The organism is Lacibacter sediminis (genome assembly GCF_014168535.1).
Lineage (GTDB): Bacteria > Bacteroidota > Bacteroidia > Chitinophagales > Chitinophagaceae > Lacibacter > Lacibacter sediminis.
The window spans coordinates 3202570-3228156 of sequence record NZ_CP060007.1; the positions used below are offsets into that span (position 1 = coordinate 3202570).

At 39.8% G+C, this 25587-nt stretch carries 24 protein-coding genes; 7 read left to right on the forward strand and 17 right to left on the reverse strand.

The genetic code is table 11. The features are described 5' to 3' along the window. Positions 1–4 precede the first annotated feature (4 nt). Complete coding sequence (locus tag H4075_RS13635; protein ID WP_182801387.1) at positions 5–1633, forward strand: beta-N-acetylhexosaminidase; 1629 nt, start codon at positions 5–7, stop codon at positions 1631–1633. A gap of 11 nt (positions 1634–1644) precedes the next feature. After that, entirely contained in the window at positions 1645–3477 is a 1833-nt protein-coding gene (locus H4075_RS13640) for an AAA domain-containing protein (protein ID WP_182801388.1), read from the forward strand. Here the strand turns inward: H4075_RS13640 and H4075_RS13645 are convergent, their stop codons facing one another. The 7 genes from H4075_RS13645 to H4075_RS13675 form a co-directional block, all read right to left on the reverse strand. Continuing rightward, complete coding sequence (locus H4075_RS13645; RefSeq protein WP_182801389.1) at positions 3478–3957, reverse strand: hypothetical protein; 480 nt, start codon at positions 3955–3957, stop codon at positions 3478–3480. It lies immediately after the preceding gene. 2 nt (positions 3958–3959) lie between these two features. Beyond that, positions 3960–4985 (reverse strand): FKBP-type peptidyl-prolyl cis-trans isomerase, encoded by a 1026-nt coding sequence (locus tag H4075_RS13650; protein WP_182801390.1) that lies wholly within the window; start codon positions 4983–4985, stop codon positions 3960–3962. A 129-nt stretch (positions 4986–5114) separates the two neighbouring features. Beyond that, positions 5115–7076, reverse strand: coding sequence for a T9SS type B sorting domain-containing protein (locus H4075_RS13655; protein ID WP_182801391.1), 1962 nt, complete (start codon positions 7074–7076; stop codon positions 5115–5117). Between the two features lie 184 nt (positions 7077–7260). Next, the gene (locus H4075_RS13660) at positions 7261–9771 is read right to left on the reverse strand and encodes a S9 family peptidase (protein WP_182801392.1); all 2511 of its coding nucleotides are present in this window, start codon (positions 9769–9771) and stop codon (positions 7261–7263) included. Positions 9772–9992: 221 nt separating this feature from the next. Then, positions 9993–10703: a membrane or secreted protein gene (locus H4075_RS13665; RefSeq protein ID WP_182801393.1), complete on the reverse strand. Its 711-nt coding sequence runs from the start codon at positions 10701–10703 to the stop codon at positions 9993–9995. Between the two features lie 25 nt (positions 10704–10728). After that, the gene (locus H4075_RS13670) at positions 10729–11964 is read right to left on the reverse strand and encodes an exo-beta-N-acetylmuramidase NamZ family protein (RefSeq protein WP_255460193.1); all 1236 of its coding nucleotides are present in this window, start codon (positions 11962–11964) and stop codon (positions 10729–10731) included. Positions 11965–12063: 99 nt separating this feature from the next. Continuing rightward, positions 12064–12489, reverse strand: coding sequence for an SRPBCC family protein (locus H4075_RS13675; protein WP_182801394.1), 426 nt, complete (start codon positions 12487–12489; stop codon positions 12064–12066). A gap of 191 nt (positions 12490–12680) precedes the next feature. Here H4075_RS13675 and H4075_RS13680 point away from each other — a divergent pair, with 191 nt between their 5' ends. Then, positions 12681–13490 (forward strand): cyclase family protein, encoded by an 810-nt coding sequence (locus tag H4075_RS13680; RefSeq protein ID WP_182801395.1) that lies wholly within the window; start codon positions 12681–12683, stop codon positions 13488–13490. 72 nt (positions 13491–13562) lie between these two features. Here the strand turns inward: H4075_RS13680 and H4075_RS13685 are convergent, their stop codons facing one another. Beyond that, complete coding sequence (locus tag H4075_RS13685) at positions 13563–14558, reverse strand: YihY/virulence factor BrkB family protein (RefSeq protein WP_182801396.1); 996 nt, start codon at positions 14556–14558, stop codon at positions 13563–13565. Positions 14559–14788: 230 nt separating this feature from the next. Between H4075_RS13685 and H4075_RS13690 the strand changes: the two genes are divergently transcribed. Beyond that, positions 14789–15385, forward strand: a complete 597-nt coding sequence (locus H4075_RS13690) for a PhnA domain-containing protein (protein WP_182801397.1) — start codon at positions 14789–14791, stop codon at positions 15383–15385. 67 nt (positions 15386–15452) lie between these two features. On the opposite strand, the gene H4075_RS13695 is transcribed toward H4075_RS13690, so the two are convergent. The 8 genes from H4075_RS13695 to H4075_RS13730 form a co-directional block, all read right to left on the reverse strand. Beyond that, a complete protein-coding gene (locus H4075_RS13695) occupies positions 15453–17213 on the reverse strand; it encodes a CHRD domain-containing protein (protein ID WP_182801398.1) in 1761 nt (586 codons plus the stop codon). A 143-nt stretch (positions 17214–17356) separates the two neighbouring features. Continuing rightward, positions 17357–18274, reverse strand: a complete 918-nt coding sequence (locus H4075_RS13700; protein ID WP_182801399.1) for a glycoside hydrolase family 16 protein — start codon at positions 18272–18274, stop codon at positions 17357–17359. A gap of 175 nt (positions 18275–18449) precedes the next feature. Beyond that, positions 18450–19235, reverse strand: a complete 786-nt coding sequence (locus tag H4075_RS13705) for an alpha/beta hydrolase (protein WP_182801400.1) — start codon at positions 19233–19235, stop codon at positions 18450–18452. Positions 19236–19319: 84 nt separating this feature from the next. Beyond that, positions 19320–19925: a Crp/Fnr family transcriptional regulator gene (locus H4075_RS13710; RefSeq protein ID WP_182801401.1), complete on the reverse strand. Its 606-nt coding sequence runs from the start codon at positions 19923–19925 to the stop codon at positions 19320–19322. A 50-nt stretch (positions 19926–19975) separates the two neighbouring features. Then, complete coding sequence (locus H4075_RS13715; protein WP_182801402.1) at positions 19976–20260, reverse strand: hypothetical protein; 285 nt, start codon at positions 20258–20260, stop codon at positions 19976–19978. Positions 20261–20300: 40 nt separating this feature from the next. Beyond that, positions 20301–20804, reverse strand: a complete 504-nt coding sequence (locus H4075_RS13720; protein WP_255460194.1) for a YqgE/AlgH family protein — start codon at positions 20802–20804, stop codon at positions 20301–20303. A gap of 64 nt (positions 20805–20868) precedes the next feature. Continuing rightward, entirely contained in the window at positions 20869–21915 is a 1047-nt protein-coding gene (locus H4075_RS13725; RefSeq protein WP_182801404.1) for a serine hydrolase domain-containing protein, read from the reverse strand. Positions 21916–22068: 153 nt separating this feature from the next. Next, the gene (locus H4075_RS13730; RefSeq protein WP_182801405.1) at positions 22069–22401 is read right to left on the reverse strand and encodes a hypothetical protein; all 333 of its coding nucleotides are present in this window, start codon (positions 22399–22401) and stop codon (positions 22069–22071) included. A gap of 612 nt (positions 22402–23013) precedes the next feature. Between H4075_RS13730 and H4075_RS13735 the strand changes: the two genes are divergently transcribed. From H4075_RS13735 to H4075_RS13745, 3 genes are all read left to right on the forward strand, one after another. Further along, positions 23014–23328 carry a hypothetical protein gene (locus H4075_RS13735; RefSeq protein ID WP_182801406.1) on the forward strand — a complete coding sequence of 105 codons (315 nt, stop codon included), beginning with the start codon at positions 23014–23016 and terminating at the stop codon, positions 23326–23328. Between the two features lie 51 nt (positions 23329–23379). After that, the gene (locus H4075_RS13740; protein ID WP_182801407.1) at positions 23380–23532 is read left to right on the forward strand and encodes a hypothetical protein; all 153 of its coding nucleotides are present in this window, start codon (positions 23380–23382) and stop codon (positions 23530–23532) included. A 212-nt stretch (positions 23533–23744) separates the two neighbouring features. After that, a complete protein-coding gene (locus tag H4075_RS13745) occupies positions 23745–24926 on the forward strand; it encodes a T9SS type A sorting domain-containing protein (protein WP_182801408.1) in 1182 nt (393 codons plus the stop codon). 190 nt (positions 24927–25116) lie between these two features. Here H4075_RS13745 and H4075_RS13750 read toward each other — a convergent pair whose 3' ends face one another. Continuing rightward, positions 25117–25464 carry a hypothetical protein gene (locus tag H4075_RS13750; RefSeq protein ID WP_182801409.1) on the reverse strand — a complete coding sequence of 116 codons (348 nt, stop codon included), beginning with the start codon at positions 25462–25464 and terminating at the stop codon, positions 25117–25119. Positions 25465–25587 lie beyond the last annotated feature (123 nt).

The window sequence follows — 25587 nt, forward strand, 5'->3', positions numbered from 1 at the left end:
CAGCATGCAAGGACTTTTTTCTACCGTAGTTTTTCTTTTATTATTTTCTGTAACTAATGCTCAGCAGCTGAATAATATTATTCCCAAGCCTGTAAAAACAGAACTGTTTACCAGCAATGTTGTTGTACTTCAAACAGGATCTGTTATTGAGTTTGATGCAAGATTTAAAGAGCAGGCAAATTACCTGCTACAGCAATTGCTGCAACAATGTGGGTTGCAAACAAATTTGCAGATATCCAAAGTTGAAAAAAGTAAAGCAGCAATTGTTTTGCAGTATGATGCATCAGTCATTACAAAAGAAGAAATGTATGAGCTTACAATTCAGCAGCAACAGGTTGTCATTAAAGCAAGATCCATTCGTGGTGTGATGAATGGCATGCAGACATTGTTTCAATTATTACCACTGCAAAAAACAGAAAAAATAAGTTTACCTGCCGGTCGCATTACCGATTATCCACGCTTTGCTTATCGTGGAATGCATCTCGATGTTGTGCGACATATGTTTCCATTAGACTACATCAAAAAATATATTGACTATCTGACATTTCATAAGTTCAACACGTTTCATTGGCATTTAACAGACGACCAGGGTTGGCGTATTGAAATACTTTCTTATCCAAAACTGAATAGCGTTGGCTCCTGGAGAGATTCAACACTTATCGGTCATTTTAAAGATACACCTGCCCGTTATGAACATAAACGTTATGGCGGTTATTATACCAGGGCCGAAGTGAAGGAGATCATTGCATATGCAACAGTGCGTGGCATTACGATTATTCCGGAAATTGATATTCCGGGTCATAGTCGTGCAACCATTACAGCCTATCCTGAATTCAGTACCGATCCTACAAACAAATGGGGCGTTGCAGCTACATGGGGTATGTACAATCGTGTAAACAATGTGCTTGCACCTAATCCTGCAACCTTTACTTTTTTACGCACCGTGTTTCATGAAATAGCTGATCTGTTTCCATCGCCCTACATTCATGTTGGTGGCGATGAGTGCAGTAAAATGTGGTGGAAGCAAAGTGCAACTACACAACAATTCATCAAAGACAACAAACTGAAAGATGAAGTAGCGTTGCAAACATATTTCATTGAACAGGTGAGCAAATACCTGAAAGAAAAAAAGAAAAAAGTAATTGGCTGGCACGAGATCATGGAAGGCAAACTGGATACATCAACCATTGTGATGAACTGGGCCAACGATGCCAAAGCAATTGAGGCTGCGGGTAAAGGATTCAACGTGATCATGACACCCGGTAAGCCTTACTACTTTGATCATTTTCAAAGCAAGGATCCGAAAGACAGTTTAGCTATTCACGGTTACAATTCATTGCAGGTGGTATATAATTATGATCTTGTTCCTGCATCCATCAAACAAAAAGGATTGGCGCATAAGATTCTCGGCGGGCAAGCCAATGTGTGGACCGAGTATATGGAATGGAGTACAAAAGTCGATTATATGGTATTCCCAAGAATGACTGCTGTGAGTGAAAGTTTATGGAGTCAGCCTGCACAAAAAAATTACACTGATTTTATACGACGTTTGAAAGCAAACATCATCCCCCGTTATCAATACTGGAACAGTTCCTGGTTCAAAGGTTTTGAAACATGGACAGCGGATAAATAATATTAAAGAAAATGCATCCGCACATAAACAAATTACTGAAGTGTATTGATCTTGAGGAAAAAGAACAGGCAAACCGTTACCAGCTTGACCAATCGCATACATTAAAACAACTCAAAGCAGAAGGGTTAGCACTGCACCCAATCATTGTTACACGCAGAACATTTGGGTATGCAGATTATCCTGAGATCAGCTTTAAATTAAGTTTCCCACCCGAAGCAAATATGTTTAGAGATGGCGCTGCTATTGAATGTTTTATTTCAGGTGAAGAACCGGTGAAAGGAGTTTTATTAAATCTTGATGGAAAGAATGGGGAGTTCCGTTTGTTTGCACCTGACTTTCCCGACTGGATCGAAGACAATGGAGTTGGCATTAAACTCGCTCCTGATACACGCACCACAAGTATCATGAAAAAAGTATTGCAGGGCTTGGAAAATAATAAACCACCGTACGGATTATTTGAACAACTGCATACTACTTCTACTCAACCCACTTCAATCGTTCAGACACAAACAAATAACATTCAATTCAGGAATATAAAGCTGAATGAAAGTCAGCAGCAGGCAATTGTAAACATCATAGCCAATGATCAGCTTTGTATTGTGCATGGCCCTCCCGGCACGGGTAAAACAACTACGCTTATTGAAGCAATTGTTCAGCTCGTGCAACAAGGTGAGAAAGTATTAGTATCGGCACCAAGCAATACAGCTGTTGATCACTTGGCAAAAGGATTATTACAACAAGGCATTAACCTGTTACGTGTGGGCAATACAAGCAAAGTAGATGAATTGATCTACAAACATACACCGGAAGGAAAACTGAATAACAGCAGTGCCTTAAAAGAGATCAAGCAGTTAAAAATACGTGCTGAAGAATTCAGGAAGATGGCGTTGAAGTACAAACGAAGTTTTGGGAAGTCGGAACGTGAACAACGAAGCTTGTTATTTAAGGAAGTAAAAAACATCCGTACTGAAATAAAAAAACTTCAGCACTACAACGAAGAAAAATTGTTTGCAGAGGCACAGGTGATTGCAGGAACTCCCATTGGATTGTATGATGCAGATTTGAAACAATCGTTTCATACACTTGTGATTGATGAAGCAGGACAATGCATTGAACCATTGGCCTGGTGTATTTTCCCAATGGCTGAAAAGATCGTACTTGCCGGTGATCATTGGCAATTACCTCCTACTGTGTTAAGTAATGAAGCAGCAGTGCTTGGCTTCAATCGTTCGATCTTGGAAGTAGCTATTGAAAAAACAACAACAGTTTCCTTATTGAATATTCAATACCGGATGCGTAAAGCCATAGCAGGTTTCAGCAGCAGTTATTTTTATAAAGATCTGTTACATACGGCTGAGCATTTGCAAAACACAGGTGTACATTTAACTTTTATTGATACTGCCGGTTCAGGCTATAACGAAACCCATGGGCCGGACGGTGTAAGTTTACAAAACGAAGGCGAGCTAAATATTGTACGTCAGCTTTTGGAGCAGGAGCAACTTGATCCGATTCATACAGCTTTCATATCGCCTTATTCAGGACAGGTAACAAAAGCAAAAGAGCAACTGCCAACAGGTTTACGCATCAGCACCATTGATAGTTTCCAGGGTCAGGAAAAAGAAAATATTGTTGTATCGCTTGTGCGGAGTAATGAAGATGGCGATATTGGTTTTTTAAAAGACTACCGCAGGATGAACGTAGCTATGACAAGAGCAAAAGAACAACTCTTTGTGATCGGCGACAGTGCAACAGTTGGCGCTGATCCTTTCTACAATAAATTCCTCAGCTATGTTGAAGAACATGGAACGTACAGAACAGTGTGGGAGTTTGAAATACAGATCTGATCAGCTAGCTTCAAGTTTCTTCACTGCTTTTACATAATCGTATTGCAGATCTTCATGCATCGATGCAATGGCTTTGTTGATCTTTTTCAACTGTGCCTTGTAAATATTGCTGATGATGGTGTTGCTGTTAATGGTGGTTCCAAGCTCTTTGATTCTTGTGCATAAATGAATCAATACTTCTGCTTCTACTGTTTCACTGCCGCTGTAACGAATGTATTTGGCGGCTGTTCTTGCGATCTTACGTAGAGTCTTCTTTACAAAATACACATTGCTCTTGTTGATCTCTTCAAACAACTCATCTACCTCTTCATTTACATGCTTGATGTATAGAGCCGTATCATCTGCCTCAAACAATAAATAAGTAAGCAGCTCCTTATTCTCTTTTTTGAAACGTGCCAGCCGCAAACAAAGCTCTGTTACTTTTGCCTGTGGCAGACTCACCAACTCCTGTTTGATCTCCTGTACTGTTGCTGCTTTCATAATTATAACTGCGGCTTTACATCAATCACTTCAACTTCAAATACCAGCGGACTGTTCGGCGGAATTTTTGCCGCACGTGTACGGATAGAATAAGCAAGTCCGGATGGTATCACTATTTTGATCTTTCCTCCCACTTTGCAAAATGGAATACCCAACTGCCAGCCACGTATCAACCTGCTCAAAGGGAAAGTTGCAGTCTTCTCTTTTGTTTGATCAAACACAGAACCATCTTCCAATAGATAACCTTTGTAATAAACCACCACTGTATCTGTTACCAGTACATTTCGTCCTGTGCCTTCTTTCATTATTGTATAGTAAACATCGTTATCCTTCTGTTTTGCATCCGTCTTGCCAGACATGATGGCCTGTTGAATGATCTGTTCATCATTTGCTGCCTGCTGTATGCTGTCAATATTGGAGAACGGCGCCAGTACTGGCGCCTTTGCAGCTGTTGCAGATAATTCGATAAACGATCCATTACCACGCTGTACCCAAGCCTGGGGAATACTCAAAGCCGCAGGTTGCTTTTTCCTGTTTACAGTAAAAGTTGAGGCTGATTTTAAAGCACCCCATTTGTCCTTTAATTTGCAAGTGCCGATCAACTTCCATTTATTTTGTGCAGGATAATAAACATAACCGGAGTACAGTATAAAATTTGTAGCAGAGTCGCTGGCGGTTGCAAGATAGAGTTGCACAGTTTCTTTAACCACTGATTCATCTTCCCATTCCAGTTCATCTTTCCCGTCTTCTTCCACATTCATTCCTTTCGCAACAATAGTGGCTGTTTCAGGAAAACTGAATACAATCTCTTTTTCTTTCTTGTCAGCTTCAATAAACAATTTCACATCCCCACTCTGCACCCCCGCTTTTACTTCTTTACGTGTGTTGATCTGTTGTGTGTTTATTTGCACAAGTAACCCACTTGCTCTTAAGCTGTCTGCAAGGGAATACGTTTTAACCACATCGTTCTGAGCAAATACATTTGCATGGGTACAAATGCTGATCATAATAAATAAGAAGTATTTCATGTGTGCTTTGTTGTTTTTTATTTTCCCATATCACACGAATAGCCATTGCATCTATGAATGGAATAAGGCTTCAAACATACTAAAGCATCAGCAATAAGAATAAAAAGAGATTGGTTGTTTAATAAACTATCAACGGATAATGGTGAGCATACCCTTGCGGTTATAAATTTTTCCATCAATACCTATACCGCTGAACTGCCACACGTATGCGCCGGGAGCCTGGTGCACTCCTTTATAAGTTCCATCCCAACCAAGACTACCAACCGGCCAGTTAAAGAGTTCCAGACCCCACCGGTTAAATACTTTAAAGGAGTAAATCTTTTTAATTCCATCTGTTACAGGATAAAAACGATCGTTGAGATTATCGTTGTTAGGTGTAAATACATTGGGCACAAAAACAGTTACTTCCTTAATTGTTTTTACCAGTTGTGTGTCTACTGTAACGCAACCTACTGCTGTAACCATTCGTATCTGGTATAACTGATCACCAATGTTATCACGTTCAAATATTGGTTGTGCAATATTGGCATCAGTAAGGTAAAGCGGAGGTGCCCAAGCTACCTCGATACCAATAGGTCTTGATTGCAATGGAAGCACTGTGTTTTGGAATGTATACTGTATTGGATATGTTTGACCCGGCAACGGATCTTCAATGGTAACAGAAACACTTCTTGTATTTAAAGCACATCCATCAGCATTTTTTACAACAGCATAATATCTACCTGACTGCGTTAACCGCAATCGATTTTGATTTACACCAGACAAAATAATGCCATCCCTGAACCACTGCACATTTACATCTGGCGAAACGATCAATACAGCGCTGTCTGTTGCCGAGGTTCTGCAAAACATCGTTGAACCTAAGAACTGTAAAGTTGTATCGGGAGAAGTAGATGTTACAAAAACAGTATCCCGTTTAAAACATCCTCCTCCTCCACTCAGGACTGTAAGTATATACTGTGTAGATGTAGCCGGCGTTGCAAACGGGTTGGCAATATTTGGATCGGATAATCCTGTTGCAGGCGACCAACGGTAACTTAAACCCGGTTTCGGATTTTCGCCAATGAGAATAGGATCAGAGCCACAATAAACAGTATCCCGCCCCGCATTCGCTTTCAACGTAAGGGTATCAACTAATCTTGCATACAACGTATCCTTACAGCCATAGCCGTTGAAAGGTGTTACTTCTACAGCAAGCAACGAACCGGTTGGGTATGGAGGTCTTAAAACTAACTGCTGGCTGCTTCCCAGCATTTGAGAGAAGTTACTATTGAACCATCTATAATCCTGGAAACCGTATGGCGCTACTACATTCACGAGTGTATCGTTAGGACAATAAGTAGCTCCTGTAAACTCACCTGTACATTCTGTATTCACATCAATGTATGCATAACCGAAATGGCGTACAAACGTGCAATCGGCAGTTTTGAAAAATAAGCGAATGGTTTTGCCAGCCTGACCATTTAAGTTGATGGTTACAGCTGTCCAGTCTTTTACCCACACCGGTGTATTTTCATTGGCTCTTACAGGTGCCTCAAAAAAACCGGGTAAGCCACTTCCAAACGGAATGAATTCAAATGAAGAACATTCGATCACTTTATTATCTGATACATTCAACACTTCAATTTCAAGACGTGGTTGTTCTTCTAACCGATGGTTTGGTCCTTCAAATACAACTGCATAATGATAAGTGATGGAATAAGTGTTCATGTTCGCAGGAATCGTGAACTCGTAAGACAAACCTTCTGCCTGCGCACCACCCATTGTATTGCCTAACTTAACAGAATAACCACTTCCATTTGGACACACAACCGGGAAGCCACCAAACATATCAATATCGCCGGCATTTAAAGAGCGACTGAATATTTCGTGTTGACCATTAAACCCAACTCCATTGGGTGATAATGTAATAGTATTGGTACCTCCTCCTGCAGATACTGATCCTGTGTATGCAGTCCAGTTAGAAAAATCGCCTTTCTCAAAATCAATATTGGGGGGACAAATTTGTGCGTTGGAAATTGAACATAGAAACAAAGTGGTAAACAGAGCTACCATGTGTGTACGAATCGTTCCATGTTGATGAATCTTCATAATGTAAGAGTCAGGTAAGGAGTACCAGCCCCGGCTTACTAATTTACCAAAAAAACAAACCCCTAGTATATGAATTTTTAAATGTTGAATGTTTAGACAATGTTTTTAACGAAAAAACTGACAGAACATAAAAAAGCCGGTCAATTAGCATTGACCGGCTTTCAATTTTATGACAATTGGGTTCTTATTTACCCGGGTCGCCACGCTCAATTTCCCTGTTCATCTCTTCCATATCCACCGGCTGCGAATCATCGCCAAGGAGGTAACGACAGAAATAATCGCACATTTTCCAGAAGAAATATTCCGTCATTGTTCCATATCCATGACGTTGACCAGGCAACACCACAAGCTCAAATCGCTTATTGGCTTTGATCAATGCATTTGCCATACGAATGGTATTAGCAGGATGCACATTATTATCAATATCACCATGACTCAACATCAAACGTCCTTTCAGGTTCTTTGCTAATTCAGGATTACGTTCAATGGAATAAACAAAGCTTGTGTCGCCTTTATCACTCACCTGTTCTTTTACACCATGATGTTTTTCACTCCACCAGCGGTTGTAAATATTATTCTCATGATTTCCGGCACTGCTCACTGCTACTTTAAAGAAATCAGGATACACCAGCATAGCTGCTGTACTCATAAAGCCACCACCACTATGTCCGTGAATACCCACTTTGTTTGCATCAATATACTTATGACGATAACTCAATTGTTCAATTGCTGCTTTCTTATCAGCCAAACCATAATCACGAAGGTTACCATAACCATAGTTGTGATACCATTTACTGCGTGAAGGATGACCACCTCTGTTACCAACCGTGATCACCACAAAACCAAGTTGTGCCAAACGGTCAACACGATCCATACCACGACCAAACGCTTTGTTTACAGCTTCTGTTTGCGGACCTGGATACACATACTCGATGATGGGATATGTTTTTGTACTGTCAAAATCAAACGGCTTATACATTACACCGTACAGATCAGTAATGCCATCAGCTGCTTTTACTTTAAATGGTTCAGGGAATTTATAACCTGCCTCAAGCAAGCCACTCATATCTGTTTTTTCCAGTTCCATAATAGTGCGTCCGTTATTATCCTGCAATAACGAAACAGGCACCGTATTCACACGTGAATAGGTATTTACAAAATAGCGGATATTATCATCCATACTCGCATTGTTATCATAACCTGAACGAGTAAGTAATTTCAAACCCGTACCATCGAAGTTAATGCGGTAGAGATGCAGGTAATAAGGATCTTCATTTGGTTCACGACCATTGGCAGTGAAATACAATACACGGTTCTTTTCATCAATGCTTTCAATATCCTCGCAATGGAAAGCGCCACTTGTGATCTGGTTTTTGAGTTTACCATTTTCATCATACAAATAAAAATGTGCCCAACCATCACGTTCACTCCATTCAATTAATTCCTTACCCTCGTTTACCAAGCCAAGCCTGCGGTTCTCAACATAAGTATTCATGCGCTCCTCAATGAGCGGCGTAACAGAAGTACTGTTTACGTTTACAACGCATGCATCAATACGTTTCAGATCACGACTTGTGCGTGACATATAAAACTTCTCATTGGTGCCATGCCAGATCGTTGCACGGTTTTCTTCATCACGCTGACTTTGCTTTAACGGAGCAGACCACACAGCGATTTCCTGATCTTTGAATGCAGCCGCATTTATTTTCTTTGATGTTTTACTTTCGAAGTTGAAAATATATAGCTCACGGATGGGTGCTTCTTTTTCACCCGGCATCTGGTACTTGTATGTTTCAAGCGTAGGGCGAGGTTCTGCAACGTTATTGATCACCCAGAGATCTTTTACCTTACGGTTATCAGTACGTGTAAGTACAAAATGTTTACCATCGGGGCTCCACATTACAAATGCAGATTTACGCTTATCCTTATTTTTTTCTTTATCGACGTTGGTTTCATTACCAAAACCTCCACCGTAACCATAATCTTCCACACCATCAGTTGTTAACTGGTACTCAACAATAGTGCTGTCTTCTTCTTTGATCTGTGCTTTACGATAGTTGGCGCTATCCATATAGTACAGGTTATGCTTTTTAGAGAAGAGTACATATTTTTTATCTGGTGAGAACGAAGCCCACATCAAACGGTCTTTCGGTTTCTGATAATCTTTTAATTCAGTTAATACTGCTGTGTTGAGGTTGTATTCAAAATAGAATATTTTTTTCTCTGTTGCTGCAGGTACGCCAGGGCGTGCTCCAGCACCAGCTCTTCCACCTGTACGGGCAGTTGCAGTATCTTTCTTTACTTCATCAATGGTACTCTTGATTTCAAACGTAATACTGTTTTCATCTTTTGTGAATTTCAGTTTCTCAATGGGCAAATGCTGTGCATCAAAAGGATCCTTTACAATTTTGGTGATCTCTGCTGCAAGCTTTGCATGATCGAACATGGCACGCTTGCTGCCTTTGGTTGCATCAACAATGTACCAGGTCTTTCCTTCACGTGTTTCGTACACATACCAGAAACGATCGGTCAGTTTCAGCCAATGCGGATCAACCGAAGTGCTGAACAGCATTTTATTGATTTTCTCCGGTGAAAAACGGGCAGCTAAAGCGTAATTGCCTTTTTTAGCGGCGGGCTGCTGTGCAAACAATGCAACAGACAGAAACATCATAAAGATGGTTACAAAAATTCTCATGCGTGGATGGTTTGTATTGAATTGGAATGACGGGTGTATACCCGGAAAGCTTTAAAGATAAGGGGCGAAGGCAAACCAACGTCTTCGTGACTTTATCAATTACATGAACGGTTGAAGAAAACTACAAGCCGTCCGCTTCCAGCTGCCAGCAAATACAAGAATATTATGAATAGGATAAGTTGAATTGCTTGCAGCTAGTAGCTAATAGCCTGCAGCTCTTTTCACAATCCTTTCGTCCAGATTTCATGAATGGGTTCACCACGGGAACTGAGTCCTGAATGATGCCAGTTATTTCCTTCCACTTTCCCATCAAAACTCAAGGAGGCGCCTACCCTTGTACTGTCTCTTGAAAAGAATTCAATATTCTCTGTATATTTTCCATTAACGAAGCTGTATGAGCCACCACCGGTTCCAAAGAACTCTTTGGTTTCAATATTGATAGCAATCCATTGAAAGCGAGTACCGGTGAGGAGTTTAATGGTTCGTCTTGCACCGGGTGTAATGGTTTGCATGTTTCCATTGTTCATACGACCTGTGATAAGCCAATGACCGCCGAGTGCTCCTTTACTGTCATCAACCCGTGAATAGACTTCCTTTGTTCCATTAGCACTGAGGCTGAGTGTTTGTTTATCGATCAGCATTTCCATTGTTTCACTGCTGCTTACTTTTTCTTTTTCGGCTGTATGAAACAGATAAGTGATCGAAAGTTTGTTACCATCGGCTTTGTAGGAACCGCCTTTTGTAAAGCTGAATACTTTATTGGCCACATCATACTTCGTGTACGAATAATATCCATCCTGAAAAAGCAACGTAATATTGAATGAACCTTCCTGTTTGGTCCACGCACCTTCAATAGATGTTTGTGCAAAAGAATGATGACTGCTCATAAAGAACAGCAGGAAAAGAATAGCAATCATTTTTATCTGTTTCATAACCTTCAATTAATTGTGTGATTGATTATGGATACAACAAGTATTTTTTTCGCATGGTCTTGTACTTTGATAAACCCGGTTCCCATGACGCATAAATTTCAGCAGCAGATTTACCTGCAATGATCTGTTCCTTAAATTCTGCTGTGCCCGCCAGTTTATTAATATCACCCATCTGGTTACTTTGTGAACGATCGAAGAATTTTGGTTTATCAGGAAATGCTGCATAGAGTTCTTTCATCCATTGTACATTGATGCGTTTTGTTTTACGCAGTTGATTGATATCGTACTTGCGCAGATCAAGTCCAAAACATTCTTTATTCATATGCAATGGCGTTTCTGCCATACCCGGAATACCAACCGGTGTAAAGGAGAATTGATATTTTCCCTTCAGCAACGGGCTTCCTAAAACTGTAAAAGGAAAATAAGTACCACGACCGTGATTGAGTGCAACACCTTCAAACAAGCAAGTGGATGGATACAGCATAATACTCTGCTGTGTATTTAAATTGGGCGATGGTGCAACAGGTAAGGTATAAGCCATGTCGTGATTATAATTCGCCACCTTAATGATCTTTAATTTACATTTTAGTTTATTGGGCAACCAACCTTGTCCGTTGATCATTTGTGCAAACTCAGCAATGGTCATACCATGTGCAATAGGAATAGGAAACATACCAATGCCCGATTTATATTTCATATCAAGCACAGGGCCATCAACCAGGTAACCATTGGGGTTTGGACGATCAAGTATCAACAATTCTTTATTATTCTCAGCACAGGCCTCCATGATATGGCTCAGCACATTGATGTAAGTATAAAACCTGCAACCAACATCCTGTATATCGAAGATCACCAGATCAACATTCGCCATATCCTCTTTTGATGGCTTTCGCTTTGGCCCGTACAATGAAATAACAGGCACGCCTGTTGCAGGATCTTTTTCATCTTTCACTTTTACACCGGCACTTGCTTTACCACGAAAGCCATGTTCGGGACCAAATACTTTCACAATATTTATACCTAAAGAAAGTAAACTATCCACTAAATGTTTCTTACCAATAATTGTTGTTGGATTCGCCAACACTGCAATACGTTTCCCTTTTAAGTAAGGAAGATATTTTTCTGTTTGATCTGCACCGGTGATCAACGGTTTCTGCTGACGGACTTCACTATTTTTATTGTTAACACTTTGCAGTAAAGCAAGACAAGCGATCCCTGCAACCAAAAAATAAAATGATTTTGTTCTCATGATCAATTTCATAATGCTAAACTATTTCTATTTACAATACCACGAACTACCACTCAAAAAAAAGCCGGGCTTTTAACAAAGCCCGGACTTCGATTGACAATAAAGAATTGATTACAATTGCTCAGTATAGTTTTTGAAATTATCAAGTATCGCCTGCCATCCTGCTTGTTGCATATCTATTGAGTTCTCACTTTCTGCATCAAAACTCTCCACTACTTTTGTTGAATTGCCATCGGCTGTAAAATTTATTTTCACCTTACGTCCGTCTTCCATTGTGTAAGAAATGTGTTCATTGATAGTAACCGCATCATAAACGCCGCCAAATTCAAAACCAAAACTTCCATCTTTTGCTTCCATGCGTGAAGAGAAGCTGCCGCCCACACGAAGGTCGTTCTTCGCCCAGGGCGTGTGCCAGTCGGGTGATGCGAAAGCCCACTTTGTAATATGTTCAGGGTTATTCCAGCTTTCCCATACGGTTGCTATTGGCGCATTTACTACTGTTTGTACTGTGATAACTGTTGCTGCCTGTGTTTCCATGTTATTTGTTTTAAGAATAATGATGATTGTTTAACAGTACAAACTTCCGATCTATTTTTCAAATTGAGGCTGGGTAAAAACGAAATAATAACGGGCTAAATGCGACAAATATTCATCAGCATAAAAAACGCAGCGGCGGACTGTCAACATCCACATAACAGAATAATGTATTTTTAGAAAAAGTATTTTGTATGAAACAATACCTCCCCTTTTTGTTCATCATTGCACTTGGCTGCAATCAACCTGCAGAAAAACAAACGCTCTCCCAATTTCTTTCAAAAGGAAAATGGATCGACCTGAGTTATGATTTTTCCAGTGAAACAATTTATTGGCCCAACAACCCTGTTGGCTTTAAACTCGATACGCAATTCAATGGCAAAACTGCCGGCGGATATTATTATTCATCCAACGCATTCTTTTCGCCCGAACATGGTGGCACACACCTTGATGCACCGGTGCATTTTGCAGAAGGCAAATGGAGTGCAGATAAAATCCCATTAGAGCAATTGCTGGGAGAAGCAGTTGTGATCGATGTAAAAACTAAAACAACCAACAATGCCGATTACCAAATAACAGTGGATGATATTACTGCATGGGAAAAAGAAAACGGTACTATTCATGATGGAGCGATTGTTTTATTTCGCACAGGATGGGGTAAGTTTTATCCTGATGCAGCAAACTATTTAGGCACAGCCGAAAAAGGTGAAGCCGCTACAGCTAAACTGCATTTTCCTGCCATTCATCCGGAGCTGGCAGCGTGGCTGATCAAAAACAGGAAGATCAAAGCTGTGGGTGTTGATACGCCAAGTATTGATTACGGACAATCGAAAGATTTTAAAACTCATCAATTGCTGTATGCAGAAAACATTCCCGGTTTTGAAAACGTGGCGAACCTTGATTCACTGCCAGCAAAAGGTGCTTATGTTTTTGCATTACCCATGAAGATCAAAGCAGGAAGCGGCGGGCCATTGCGCATAATCGCATGGGTGGAGAAACCCTGATCATTGCTGCACTTGATCATTAGCAATAACGCAGAGGATTTTTGTTGATATGTATAGGTAATGATTAAAAAGCTATTTATCATTCTTTTTAACTGAGGTAGCCGGCACTTCGATCACCGTTTTTGTTTCAGGTTGCTGTTCAATTGATTTTTCTGATTCTACTTCTATTTCCTGTACCCACACAGCATATTTGTTGGGGTATATTTTTGATCCTGTGTGTGCGGCATATACATGTGTAAACACAGCACCGAAATATAAGATCATTGCTGAATAGTAAACCCACAATAATAAAACAATGGCAGAACCCGCCGTGCCATAAGTTGTGGAGAGTTGGCTTTGACCAAGATAAAAACCGATCAGAAATTTACCCACCATAAAAAGAATGGCTGTTGTAAATGCACCGATGCGTACATGCTTCCATTCAATTTTTGCATCAGGAAGTATTTTAAAGATCATCCCAAACAATAAAGATGTAATGCCAAACGTGAGGATGAGATTAAACACATACACCATGATCACCGTTATTTCAGGAAAAATAACAGTTAGTCTGTTCAATAAAAGATCCATCAAACCATTTATCACCAACGATACGAGTAAAATAAATCCAAGGCCAACCACCAATGAAAATGAAAGTAACCTGTTCACGATCAAACGGAGATAACCTTTCCCTTTATATGGTTTTGTTTTCAATTTCCATATCTGGTTAATAGAATCCTGAATTTCACTGAATACACTTGTAGCACCCACTAACAATGTTACCAAACCGATCAATGTTGCGAATTTACTTTCGTAGGATAAAGCCGCATTGCGGATCGTTTCCTGTATTTGCACAGCAGCTTCCGTTCCAACAAAGCCGGATATCTGATTGTACAAGGTTCCTTCAATCGCTTCTCTGCCCCAGAAAATATCGCTCACAGAAATAATAATAATGAGCATGGCTGGCAGTGAGAAGATGGTGTAAAATGCCAGCGCTGCACTCAACTTTAATACCCGGTTGTCAATAAAATCGGAGAATGATTGTCTGATGATCGACCACATGGTTGTAAATAAAAGTTTTATTTTTTTCATTGCAGCAAAATTTTCAGCAAGCACCTCCATCCTTTTATTCACTGCTGCCGGTTGATTGTTTGCTAAAGATAGCTGATCGCAGGGCAAACAACTGTAATGCTTTTCCCTGTAAATTCATTCATTAAGCCTTCTTAAACAGGTTAAAAACGGCAAATACTATACCTGATGATAAAAAATGAAAGAGGATGTTTGAAATAATTACCTTCGCCGCCATAATCAAAAAGGAAACAATGAAACTGGCAGACCTGCTGCAACAACGAAGCGAAAACAAATGTGAACTCTGTAAATCGGAGGTAAACCTTGGCGTTTACGAAGTGCCGCCACAAGATCAATCAAATGCCGATAACAGCATTTTTATCTGCAGTAAATGTTTAGCGCAGGTTGAAAAGAAAGAAGAACTTGACAGTAAGCACTGGAATTGTTTAACTGAAAGTATGTGGAGTGAAGTACCGGGTGTGCAGGTTGTTTCGTGGCGGATGCTTAACCGCTTACGTAATGAAAGCTGGGCAGCTGATAATTTAGATATGATGTATCTCGATGAAGATCGTTTGGCCTGGGCCAAAGCAACAGGCGATCATGAAAATGATGGCAGTGTTGATCTGCACAAAGACTGTAACGGGGCACAATTGCTAACCGGCGATTCCGTTGTTTTGATCAAATCACTGGATGTAAAAGGCTCAACACTTAATGCAAAGATGGGAACAGTAGTAAAGAATATCCGTTTGGTGGCAGAGAATATTGAACAGATCGAAGGAAAAATTGAAGGGCAAACCATTGTGATCCTTACAAAGTATGTACGCAAACAGAATGCATCACAAAACACTTGAAATATCTAAAAATAAAGAGGCACGATATTAGATCGTGCCTCTTTATTAAAATCAACTTCCAATATTATTATTCCAGTTTTATCAGTTTCATCAATGAAACTTTATCGCCGCTTCTTATCTCGGCCATATAAATACCTGCACCCAATGTACTTCCTACACGTATGATCTGTGAAGATGAATTTGCCGCTTCCACCATTCTGCCTGTCATATCAAACAATCTTACAGAAACATTTTCAGATCTTGTACCCGGCTCAACACTCAATGTGAAATAATTCTTTGTTGGGTTGTTATACACCGAAACAGCCAATGTGTTTTCACCTAATCTGCCAGGATTTGCACTTGATTTAACCGACATATCGTGCGGCACTGTTACAGTTGTGGTTTCCTCACTTGTATTACCAGCCAGGTCTGTACATCTCATCGTAATTGTATATACTCTTCCTGTACCTGTACCTGAGCGCTCTGCTCTTAATTTAACTATATGATTATTTATAATTTCCCAATCGGGGCTTGTATTACCATCACCCACACCATTCACCGGCTCATTACTTATAACACTTAATACACAGTTAATTGGCCCGGGGCAATTATCAGTAACACCATCTATGATATTAAGGGTATCTGCGCTAAGAGTATCTGCAAAGGTTCCAGTCGTAACCTTTATTATCCTCATTTTACCGTTTGCAGGCCATAATACCACCGGATCAGTTTTCAGGTCATAGATCTGGGGTGCTTCTGTATCATTTACTGTTACTGTAAACGAACAGGTAGAAATACCTCCACCGTTAATTGCTGTTGCCTTAACAGTGGTAGTGCCAACAGGGAATATGTATCCAGGGAAAATAACTTTACCATCAACTTTGTAAGTGATGAAATAATCAGGTGAGCCTGTTACAGTCGCTTCAAATGCAACACTTGCAGAACATAAACCAGCATCATTTGAAACAGTGATATTAGCAGGGCAAGTAACAACCGGAGCAACAAAAGGTGCATCAAAGAAAATCTGAGTTCTTATTTCACCACCTGGAAATAAAGTTGTGTGAATGTTTGAATACATTAGTCCCGCCAAAAGATATTTTTCCTGCACATCATTAAACACATTCGTTCTGCGATAAACACCACTTGTAACACCCGTTGGGAAACCGGCATTGCCAAGCGTTACAGGTGCAGTTGTATCAGGCATTGCAGGTGCATGGAAATGGGCAGCTATAGCATTGGCAGAAAGTCCGCTGAACTCAATAGAATAAAAGATCCTGTTAATAGCAGCGTTATACGCACCCATTATTGTGCCTGTGGCTGTTGAAGCATTTGCCGGCACTTCATTTGCCCCACTATATGTTCTTTTGAACGTATAAATTTCAGTTGATGCTGCACCAAGAACGATCTGCGCCCTGATTTCTCCACCGGGAAATGCTGATGTATGTATGTTGGAATACATTAAACCGGCTTTCAGGTTAGTTTCCTGCGCATCGGTAAACACATCGATCTTGGTGTAATTGCCAGTTGTTACACCTGTTGGGAAACCAACATGAGCAAGTGTTACTCCGGCGTTAACTCCCGGTCCTGCCGGCGCATGAAAATGTGCTGCCGTGGTAGCAGCTGATAGACCGCCGAAGGCAATGTTGTAATAAATAGTGTTAGTAGCATCGTCATACACACCTATAATGCCCCCTCCTCCAGTGGATGCATTGGCAGGAACTTCATTTGCTCCCGAATAAATAGCAATGAACGGGAACCGGTCGGCTCTTGCCTTTAGGATACTGCAACTGACAATTAGAAATAATAGACAACGAACTCTCCAGGGAGAATTTAAGTAATTTTTTTTCATGCCGTAATATTTTAGAATGAATAATTACGGTTCCTCATAAGACGTTGAACATCGAATGAGTTTAATGGACAAACTGTAAGTAGTTCTTTAAAGTTACAACATTCAATCAGCTATCCTACTATTTCTGATAAAGTTTTAATGCGTCAGTTTGATGTAAATACTTTTACAAAATCAACATACATGCTGCCGGTTGTTATTAGTGCGGGGGTAAGATTGGAGAAGAAATTACCACCAACAGCCAGGTTAAGTACAATTCGCTCTGTTTTGCCAAATAAGTTTGGTATGTATCCTCCGGTTTTTGTTTCGATTACATTTCCATCGAGCAACGATGTTAAACTGTTTTGCGACCAGATCATTTCATACACATGGTAACAGGTTGTAAGATCTACACTGGATGTAATAAAGCCAACCTGGTTCTTTACAAGGTTGCGGTTGGCAGCCCGTCCGTAAAAATAATTAGTTTGATACTTGAACGGCTCCTGGCCCCGTGCTTCAATAATATCTATTTCACCCTGTGTAGGCCAGGGATCGCCATAACTCCAGAATGCCGGCCACATACCATAGCCGGATGCAAGTTTTACACGGGCTACAATTCTCACTTTTGGTGTAGCTGCGGATGCAGAAATATTTGTCTTGCACTCAATACGACCTGATGTATAGTTGAATGTTTTTTGTGTTGCATCAAAAGGATTCGTTACTCCTGTTACTGTTTCTTTTCTTGCAGTGATCACAAGATTTCCGTTCTGTATTTCCATATTACCTGTCTGGTAGTATTGTAATTCATTATTAAATGCTCCACCTGTCCATACGTTCCATTTGCTGAGATCGGTATCAAAATTATCTTCAAATTGCTTGGTATAACCGGCGGCTGTTACTGCTGCTTCATTGAATGTATAATCGCAAACTCCTGTTGCATTTACATAAACATTACGTGCAGCAACTACAATCTCGCTTTTGGATGGCAGATCAGTTTTATTGATTTGTTTTTTACAAGCAGAAAAAGCAGCAATAACAATAATTGAAGTAACAAGTAAATGATTTGCAAGAATCATCTTTTTCATATTCAGCAATTTTGGATGAAGAATTAGAGGATATTGAATATACAATAAAAAATACCGGAATTAAAAGAAGTAAGATAAAAACCCGAAGCTGTGCATTTACATTCATTACATTCTTAACGGCGAAAGGCTGGACTTTGTTCAACCCTTCACCTTTCATCTATCAGTAAACAACCCATCAAAGCTGCTGTATCCAGTTGTAGATATAACCTGCAGTAGTTTCATAATTCGGCAAGCCAACTACAAAGTGATTATTCTCAGGAAACTCTTTCCAATCTGTCACTGAACTTTTATTGGTATAACGTTGGAAGTTTCTTTTGTTGAGAGAGGCAGGCAGTATATTATCCTTGCCGCCCGCAACAAATAATAGCGGTGCATGTGGCTTGCTGAAATCAATTTTTGCAGTGAAGGTCAATGCACCACGTGCTGCTCTTTTTGATTCAGGAATAGTGTTGGCTTCATAAGCTGCTTTCTGATCTTCAAGACTCATACCATTGGTGAATGCATACTGCCATGTTTTGAACGACATTAAATAAGTTTTATCGGATGATGTAAACAAACCCAACGATCTCCATCCTGCTTTCAGGAAAGAAAATTCATAAGGAATCACACCCAGTGGGGGAACTGACTGGAGTGCAACAGCTGCAGCTGCCAATCCACGGCTTACCAATAACTGTGTAATTAATCCACCTAAAGAGTGACCAATAATGATGGGTTTTTCAGGAAGAGTTTCGATAAATGCTGCATAATGATTTACCACTCCTTTTAAAGTAACTCTTGCTAAAGGCACATCATTTGGTTGACGATCCCTTACCTCTTTTGCTGTGCCTTCTTTATGAGGCCAGGCAGGTGCATAGGTTTTATAACCTTTGCTTTCGAAATAACGCTGCCATTGTTCCCATCCAAGATTGGTTACAAATGCACCTGTAACGAATACGATTGTTTTTGATTGAATTGCTTTCATGATGCTGTGTTTTAATTGTTTTGATTTGATAACACAAAGCTCATGACAAGCGACCGCAATAACTTTAACCTAAGTTAAAATCGGTTATTTCCCTGAAATTCTTTTTCTGATACGACTAAGCGAAGGTCCTTGTATACCCAGGTAAGAAGATATATGATAGAGCGGAATACTATTGAAGATTGCAGGATGATTAGTGACCAGTTGCATATAACGTTCCTCGGGTTTCATAAACAAAAAACTTTCGGTGCGTTGCATAGAAATAGAAAAAGCCATTTCTGCAATGATGCGCCCTACTCTTTCCCATTGATGCGATTTTTTATACAGGTCCTGCAGATCATTTACATGAATGTATAATACTTCTGAATCAGTCATGGATTGTGTATAGTAATTACAGGGAGCCTGTTTTATAAAACTCTGAAACGAAACCACTACCTGGTGCTGCGAAAAGAAAAATACATTTTTATCTTCTCCGGTTTTCTCATCAATATAATAAGTGCGGAACACACCATCCAGTATAAAACCAAGATGTTTGCATATATGACGGTACTCGTTGTAGTATTCATTTTTTGAAAAGGCTTTATGTTGCCACAGATCGTAGGATAAAGCAAAATGTTCTTCATCCATGCCTGCAATTGTTTGCATTGCCTGTTGCAGAATTTGTATTGGTGCCTGTAATTCAGATTGACTCATGTTGCAAGATAATACCCATAAACTCTTTTTCCAATCCGCAACAGAACAAATCAAAGCAATGCTTTTACGATTGTCTCCCATTCCTCCTGCAGGGAAACGGATGGCCTTGTTTTGCCGGCACGACGATACCAGTAATCAGCATTGGCAATATCATCTTCCTTGCGATGAAGATAAGCATGCACCCAGCAAGCTGTAAGATCATGCATATGATCAACCAATGAATGCGCCTCATGCCAATCGCCTTTTGCATCATACCACATTGACTGTAGATACACACTACTTTTGAGTGGCGGAGTTGATCCGGAAATACTTTGAAGAAAGGCTTCGAATTGCATGGATGATTTTATTTTAAGAAAACAGTACGATAAAAAGAATTTATACTTGCTGGGTTACATACAACTCTTTCCATGCTGATTCAGTTGAAGTTGAAAAAACAAGATCAACCGATGCATTGGTCAATTGCCAGCTGCCTTCAGCAATTTCCGCTTCAAATTCATTTACATCCCAACCACAATAACCAATATAAAGCCTTACATCAGCAACAGGTAATTCCCTACTGTTCAATAATTGTACAGCTTTTTTAAAATCGCCTCCCATGTGTACATTGTTTGCAACCTGTTGCCCATCTGCAATAAGATCGGGTCTGCAATGCATAAAGTAAAGCATATCCGTTTGTACCGGACCTCCTGCATACAAAGGAACAGGAATAGAATGTTTAAATTCTTCCAACTCATTAAATTTCCTTGGAAACAGTTGATTGAATACATAACCGATCGTTCCTTTTTCGTTGTGCTCAGTAATGACGATCGCCACTTTTTCAAACTTAGTGTCATTCAGCAAATCGGTACTGATGATGATATTGCCCGGTTGTAAGTTCATGATCATGTTTTAACAGCAAACAAGGTAATTAAGAAACAATAAGAATAGCAATGACGGAAAGCAGTTAATCTTTATAGAGTATCTCCGAAATACCCTGTGCAATAACACCTGCGTTCGTATGATCTGAATTGGTGAGAATGATGACTGCTGTTCTATCAGAAGGAAAACGATAATAAATACTCCGAAAACCCGGCAATGATCCGCCATGATTCACCAATAAACGACTTTTAAAATCTGTTACATTCCAACCATAGCCATAATACACAACCTTAGGACTGATAACACCGGTTTTAACAGTATCCGTCCACATTTGCTGCCAGTTTTCTTTTGATAAGAGCTTGGCATCCTGCATCAGTATTTCCCATTTCAACATATCGGTGATACTTGAAATGAAAGCACCACTAGGCCGAAAGGCGATATAGTCGGTTGCATTATACAAAGAATCCTTACCTGCCAGTACGTAACCATCGGCTCTTTCCGGCACGATCATCCGGGTTGAAGTAGCCTGTATGTTTAATCCCTGCTTTGAAAAAACCTCTTCCTGCATAAACTCAGGAAAAGGTTTACCACTCACCTGCCTGATGATATCTGCTAACATAAAATAACCGAGGTTGCAATATTGCCACTTGGTTCCCGTTGCAAATACCAATGGCATTTTGTAAGCTGCCTTTATCAAAACAGTATCGTGTTGTACCAGCATAGGTAGAAAAGCCGGCGATTCTCGTACTAAGCCGGATGTATGGTTCAACAGATGACGAATAGTGATGTTACCCCATGTTGCAGGTGCGTCTTTAAAATATTTTGTAACGGTATCGGTCAGCTTAATTTTTCCTGATTGGATCAACGTCATGATACCAACAGCCACAAACTGTTTACTCAGCGATCCTATTTTGTACACGGTTTTTTGTGAAGCAGGTATCTTATGTTCTACGTTCGCCAGACCATATCCTTTGGCCAGCACGATTTTACCATTCACGATAATACCAATACTCAGTCCGGTGATCATTTGATCCTGTACTTGTTTTGAAACAAACCTGTCGATCTCATCAAGTTGTTGCGCATTTAAAGCCAGTGAACCAAGCAGAAGAATAAAGCAAAGAAATGATCTCATGATAAGTAAGATTTTATTGAACCGATGTAGCAGCGGTACTAAAATTGAAGATACTGATATCAGGGGAAGTACAATTCTACAGTCAGATCATAACATACAGAACTGCTGCTTAACTTTAGAAAGGTTCAATAAAGTTGATATAAAAGAAAATAATTAAAACCAGAAACCAAACTTTCTTAGGAAAGGCTCTTTCGTATGAAGTTTCTTCGACACTGATCTGGTATAATGACGTAATATTTTTATTGAAGCAGGGAGCACGCTTGCTACAGCCGCATTTTGTTCCGGAATTTCATTCAACTGTGTAATACAATTATCTAACCTTTCAGCAAACGTAGCATATAAAGGATCTTCCTGAAGCTGATTGATCAGATAAACAGCATAAGAAAGCGTATCACTGATTACATGGTGAGGGCTGTTGCTCAACGGCATGTCTGCAAGAAATTCAGTTACTTGTTTCAGCTCTTCTAATATGTAAACCTTATCCATGAAATACTGATTTGTAGTTATAATAAAATTATAAACGATAGATACTGTGTTTCTCAGCGATGTTCTGTCAATTGGATAAAGGAAAGATTCGATCAGTTATGGTGTTTCTACAGGAGGTTGCGCTTTTCAGACGGCTGAGGCGTTTTAGCACCGGATTCTTCAAGAGAAAAAGGATACTGCGATTTGAGTGGGCATGTAAAATACAACTTTCAGCCAGCGAATGTAATTTTTTGACACATTAATTTTGTTAACTAAACAGCGTTCGTAATTGCTTCGTACAGGAAGGTTTGCTGCAAAAAGATGCACGTTCACCACTATATCTTATCAACACTATTGAAGGAAAGCGAGTAACACATCATAATATTATAAAATCTATACCAGGCAAGGCTTTCACGCACTGCGATACCACGCTGCGATCCAAAGTTCAAAAAACAGAAATGCGGCCGGACGAAACAGCTCCGAAGGTGAAAGCAGGGATTGTGAAAAGCGCTTCAACTGCCATTTCACACAGTTTACCTGCCCAATTCAACTATTTACTCATTTATTTTAGACAGCATTTCTACGTTACTCTATTTTCACGCTGCATTTAACTGTGATCATTTTATTAGCGAAATGAAAATAAGAGCTGTCATATTATTAGTTTGTTTCTGCGGATTATTCAACGGTACAGAATTGTTCACTGATTATGTAGGGGCATTATTCACAAGCCAATCCTGCAGCAAGAAAACTGATCAGCAATCAACCAATACCGGCAACAATGAAGAATCATGCTGCTGCAGTAATTCCGTGAGTTCCGTCTATGTAGTACAGAATGGATTCAGCTATAACCCATCTTCAAAACCATTTTTAACCCCTGTTGCATTTGTGGTGAATCATTACCGCACATCCTATTTATCAAGTGTATGGCGTCCGCCATCAGTTGCATGAGATGATAGCAAAACAAACAATTTCACTACAATCAATTTAAAAAATAAAAAAATGAAAAAGATATTATATATAGCTATTGCCTTTGCTTTTGTAAGCAGTGTTTATGCAGGTGTTACTTCCGACAAACCAAAAAAGAACAAGAAAAAAACCGAGCAGTGCTGCAAAAAAACAGAAGCCTGCTGCAAGAAAGAAGCAACAAAATAATAAATGCTGATTTCGTTTAAACTTGAGCTGCCTCTTTAAGAGGCAGCTTTTTTATTGCTGTTAAGAAAGTAACCATCTAGCAAAGCAGGGTAAATATCAGTTTACGAAATAAGTGTAAAACTGTAAATACAATAATGAGCACTTATCAGCTCTGAATATTGGCTTAATCTTGCATTGTAAAACCCAATGTAAAATCCAAAATCCAACTGACTATGAAAAAGTTCTTCTTTTCCATTTGTTTTTCCTTTTCATTAATCCTGCTAAATGCACAGGCCACCAGTGTACCTTATACAGGTTTGTTGATTGCCAGTGGCACAGCAGGCCCGGCGGGCGATGATGTTGTATCAGATGCAAACATCCCTTTTACATTTAGTTTTTATGGAACCGGCTATACCACTGCACGCATCAGCACCAATGGTTTTATTTGGTTATCTGATGCCGGCAGTGAAGGCTGTTGCAATGGTTTTTCTATTCCCGCTGATCCGGGTATAACAAATGCTTTCATCGCACTTACCCAAACCGATTGGCTTCCGGACGGCCCTGCAAATGGCACTATTTTTTATGCTGTAACAGGTACCGCACCCAACCGTGTATTTGTGGTACACTACGAGAACATACAACACATTTCATCAGCCGATAGAATGACGGGAGAGATTCAACTTTATGAAACTACCAATGAAATCAGGTTAGTGATGAGTAGCCTCACAGGTATTGCAGGTGGCTACACTGCAACAATGGGTATTGCAGCCGGCGATGGAGTTAATGGCTATGCTGTTGGTACCCGTAACCAGAGCGCCAGCTATTCAATTACTAATGAAGCCTGGTCTTTAGTTACACCGAGCTCTACCTTACCAGTTAAACTAACAGGCTATGACGCAAGAAAAATATCGGCTTCTGCTGTTTTAGAATGGAGTACCGAATTTGAAGAGAACAATAGTCATTTTGCAATTGAGCGTAGCGCAACAGGTCGTGATTTCAAACAAATTGCAAAGATCAATTCAAAAGGTAATACTACAGCAGGTCATCAATACAATTATACAGACGTTAACCCATTAAACGGAAAGAACTACTATCGTTTGGTGCAATACGATCTTGACGGAAAATCTGTTTACTATGGTATCAAGTTGGTGAATTTCGAATCAGTATCGCAAATAAAAATAATGCCTAACCCTATTGATGACAACTTCAGCATATCAATTCAAAGTTTGCAAACGGGCGATGTACAAATAACTGTCTTTGACATTCATGGCAGAAAAGTAGCAGCACTCACAAAAAATGTAAGAACAGGCACCAATATAATACCCATTATTTCAAGAGAATGGTCAAGCGGTTTTTATACTGTTAAGATCGATCAGGATGGAATGATAAGCACACATAAATTAGTGAAGAAATAAATCTAACAGCTCTGTTTTGAAATTACACAAGCCATATGCGCAATCATATGGCTTGTTTTTTTGATTCTCACAAACGCTAATCTCAGTTCATCTTAAATAGAACGAGAGACTATTTTTCAACCATAGCTTTAAATGCTTTAATAAATACTTCAAAATCCTCTTTTGTTTTCATGTTTTTTCAAAGTTAGCTTTATAAACAAGTTCTGGTGCTTGTTCTTTTACTGATCAAACCGCCTGCTTTTTTAAGCAAGTAGCAATGTCCTTTCATACACGACTCACAATGATTAAGTGTTGAAACTTTCAACTCAATCGCATTCATCTCTATCTGCAAAAAAGATGCGGTTTCCATTACTGCCGTACCGCTGGTGTAAAGGTATGCCGTATGCACACTACGTTCTGCTGAGGCTTTTATATTGCTTAAGCAAATACCTTCGAGGTAAAAACCTGTTGTAATATCTTCGCCATCCTTGTTGGAGCAGGCACGAAAGGAGCCCTGATAAATGAAATCAATATGTCTGTAGATCTTGCCTTCTTTCACGCTGCACTCACCTTTTTTAAATTCCCATATACTCAACACGCTTTCAATCAGCTACCATGTTTCCTTGGAAAATGAAGTTAATGTGCTGATGTGTTTATTATAAGATGAAAAAATTGTGGAAGC

What these genes read in the sequence shown, in the direction of transcription:
- H4075_RS13635 (WP_182801387.1), top strand. Translation starts at nt 5, where the DNA reads ATGCAAGGACTTTTTTCTACCGTAGTTTTTCTTTTATTATTTTCTGTA.
- H4075_RS13640 (WP_182801388.1), top strand. Translation starts at nt 1,645, where the DNA reads ATGCATCCGCACATAAACAAATTACTGAAGTGTATTGATCTTGAGGAA.
- H4075_RS13645 (WP_182801389.1), bottom strand. Translation starts at nt 3,957, where the DNA reads ATGAAAGCAGCAACAGTACAGGAGATCAAACAGGAGTTGGTGAGTCTG.
- H4075_RS13650 (WP_182801390.1), bottom strand. Translation starts at nt 4,985, where the DNA reads ATGAAATACTTCTTATTTATTATGATCAGCATTTGTACCCATGCAAAT.
- H4075_RS13655 (WP_182801391.1), bottom strand. Translation starts at nt 7,076, where the DNA reads ATGAAGATTCATCAACATGGAACGATTCGTACACACATGGTAGCTCTG.
- H4075_RS13660 (WP_182801392.1), bottom strand. Translation starts at nt 9,771, where the DNA reads ATGAGAATTTTTGTAACCATCTTTATGATGTTTCTGTCTGTTGCATTG.
- H4075_RS13665 (WP_182801393.1), bottom strand. Translation starts at nt 10,703, where the DNA reads ATGAAACAGATAAAAATGATTGCTATTCTTTTCCTGCTGTTCTTTATG.
- H4075_RS13670 (WP_255460193.1), bottom strand. Translation starts at nt 11,964, where the DNA reads ATGAAATTGATCATGAGAACAAAATCATTTTATTTTTTGGTTGCAGGG.
- H4075_RS13675 (WP_182801394.1), bottom strand. Translation starts at nt 12,489, where the DNA reads ATGGAAACACAGGCAGCAACAGTTATCACAGTACAAACAGTAGTAAAT.
- H4075_RS13680 (WP_182801395.1), top strand. Translation starts at nt 12,681, where the DNA reads ATGAAACAATACCTCCCCTTTTTGTTCATCATTGCACTTGGCTGCAAT.
- H4075_RS13685 (WP_182801396.1), bottom strand. Translation starts at nt 14,558, where the DNA reads ATGAAAAAAATAAAACTTTTATTTACAACCATGTGGTCGATCATCAGA.
- H4075_RS13690 (WP_182801397.1), top strand. Translation starts at nt 14,789, where the DNA reads ATGAAACTGGCAGACCTGCTGCAACAACGAAGCGAAAACAAATGTGAA.
- H4075_RS13695 (WP_182801398.1), bottom strand. Translation starts at nt 17,213, where the DNA reads ATGAAAAAAAATTACTTAAATTCTCCCTGGAGAGTTCGTTGTCTATTA.
- H4075_RS13700 (WP_182801399.1), bottom strand. Translation starts at nt 18,274, where the DNA reads ATGAAAAAGATGATTCTTGCAAATCATTTACTTGTTACTTCAATTATT.
- H4075_RS13705 (WP_182801400.1), bottom strand. Translation starts at nt 19,235, where the DNA reads ATGAAAGCAATTCAATCAAAAACAATCGTATTCGTTACAGGTGCATTT.
- H4075_RS13710 (WP_182801401.1), bottom strand. Translation starts at nt 19,925, where the DNA reads ATGAGTCAATCTGAATTACAGGCACCAATACAAATTCTGCAACAGGCA.
- H4075_RS13715 (WP_182801402.1), bottom strand. Translation starts at nt 20,260, where the DNA reads ATGCAATTCGAAGCCTTTCTTCAAAGTATTTCCGGATCAACTCCGCCA.
- H4075_RS13720 (WP_255460194.1), bottom strand. Translation starts at nt 20,804, where the DNA reads ATGAACTTACAACCGGGCAATATCATCATCAGTACCGATTTGCTGAAT.
- H4075_RS13725 (WP_182801404.1), bottom strand. Translation starts at nt 21,915, where the DNA reads ATGAGATCATTTCTTTGCTTTATTCTTCTGCTTGGTTCACTGGCTTTA.
- H4075_RS13730 (WP_182801405.1), bottom strand. Translation starts at nt 22,401, where the DNA reads ATGGATAAGGTTTACATATTAGAAGAGCTGAAACAAGTAACTGAATTT.
- H4075_RS13735 (WP_182801406.1), top strand. Translation starts at nt 23,014, where the DNA reads ATGAAAATAAGAGCTGTCATATTATTAGTTTGTTTCTGCGGATTATTC.
- H4075_RS13740 (WP_182801407.1), top strand. Translation starts at nt 23,380, where the DNA reads ATGAAAAAGATATTATATATAGCTATTGCCTTTGCTTTTGTAAGCAGT.
- H4075_RS13745 (WP_182801408.1), top strand. Translation starts at nt 23,745, where the DNA reads ATGAAAAAGTTCTTCTTTTCCATTTGTTTTTCCTTTTCATTAATCCTG.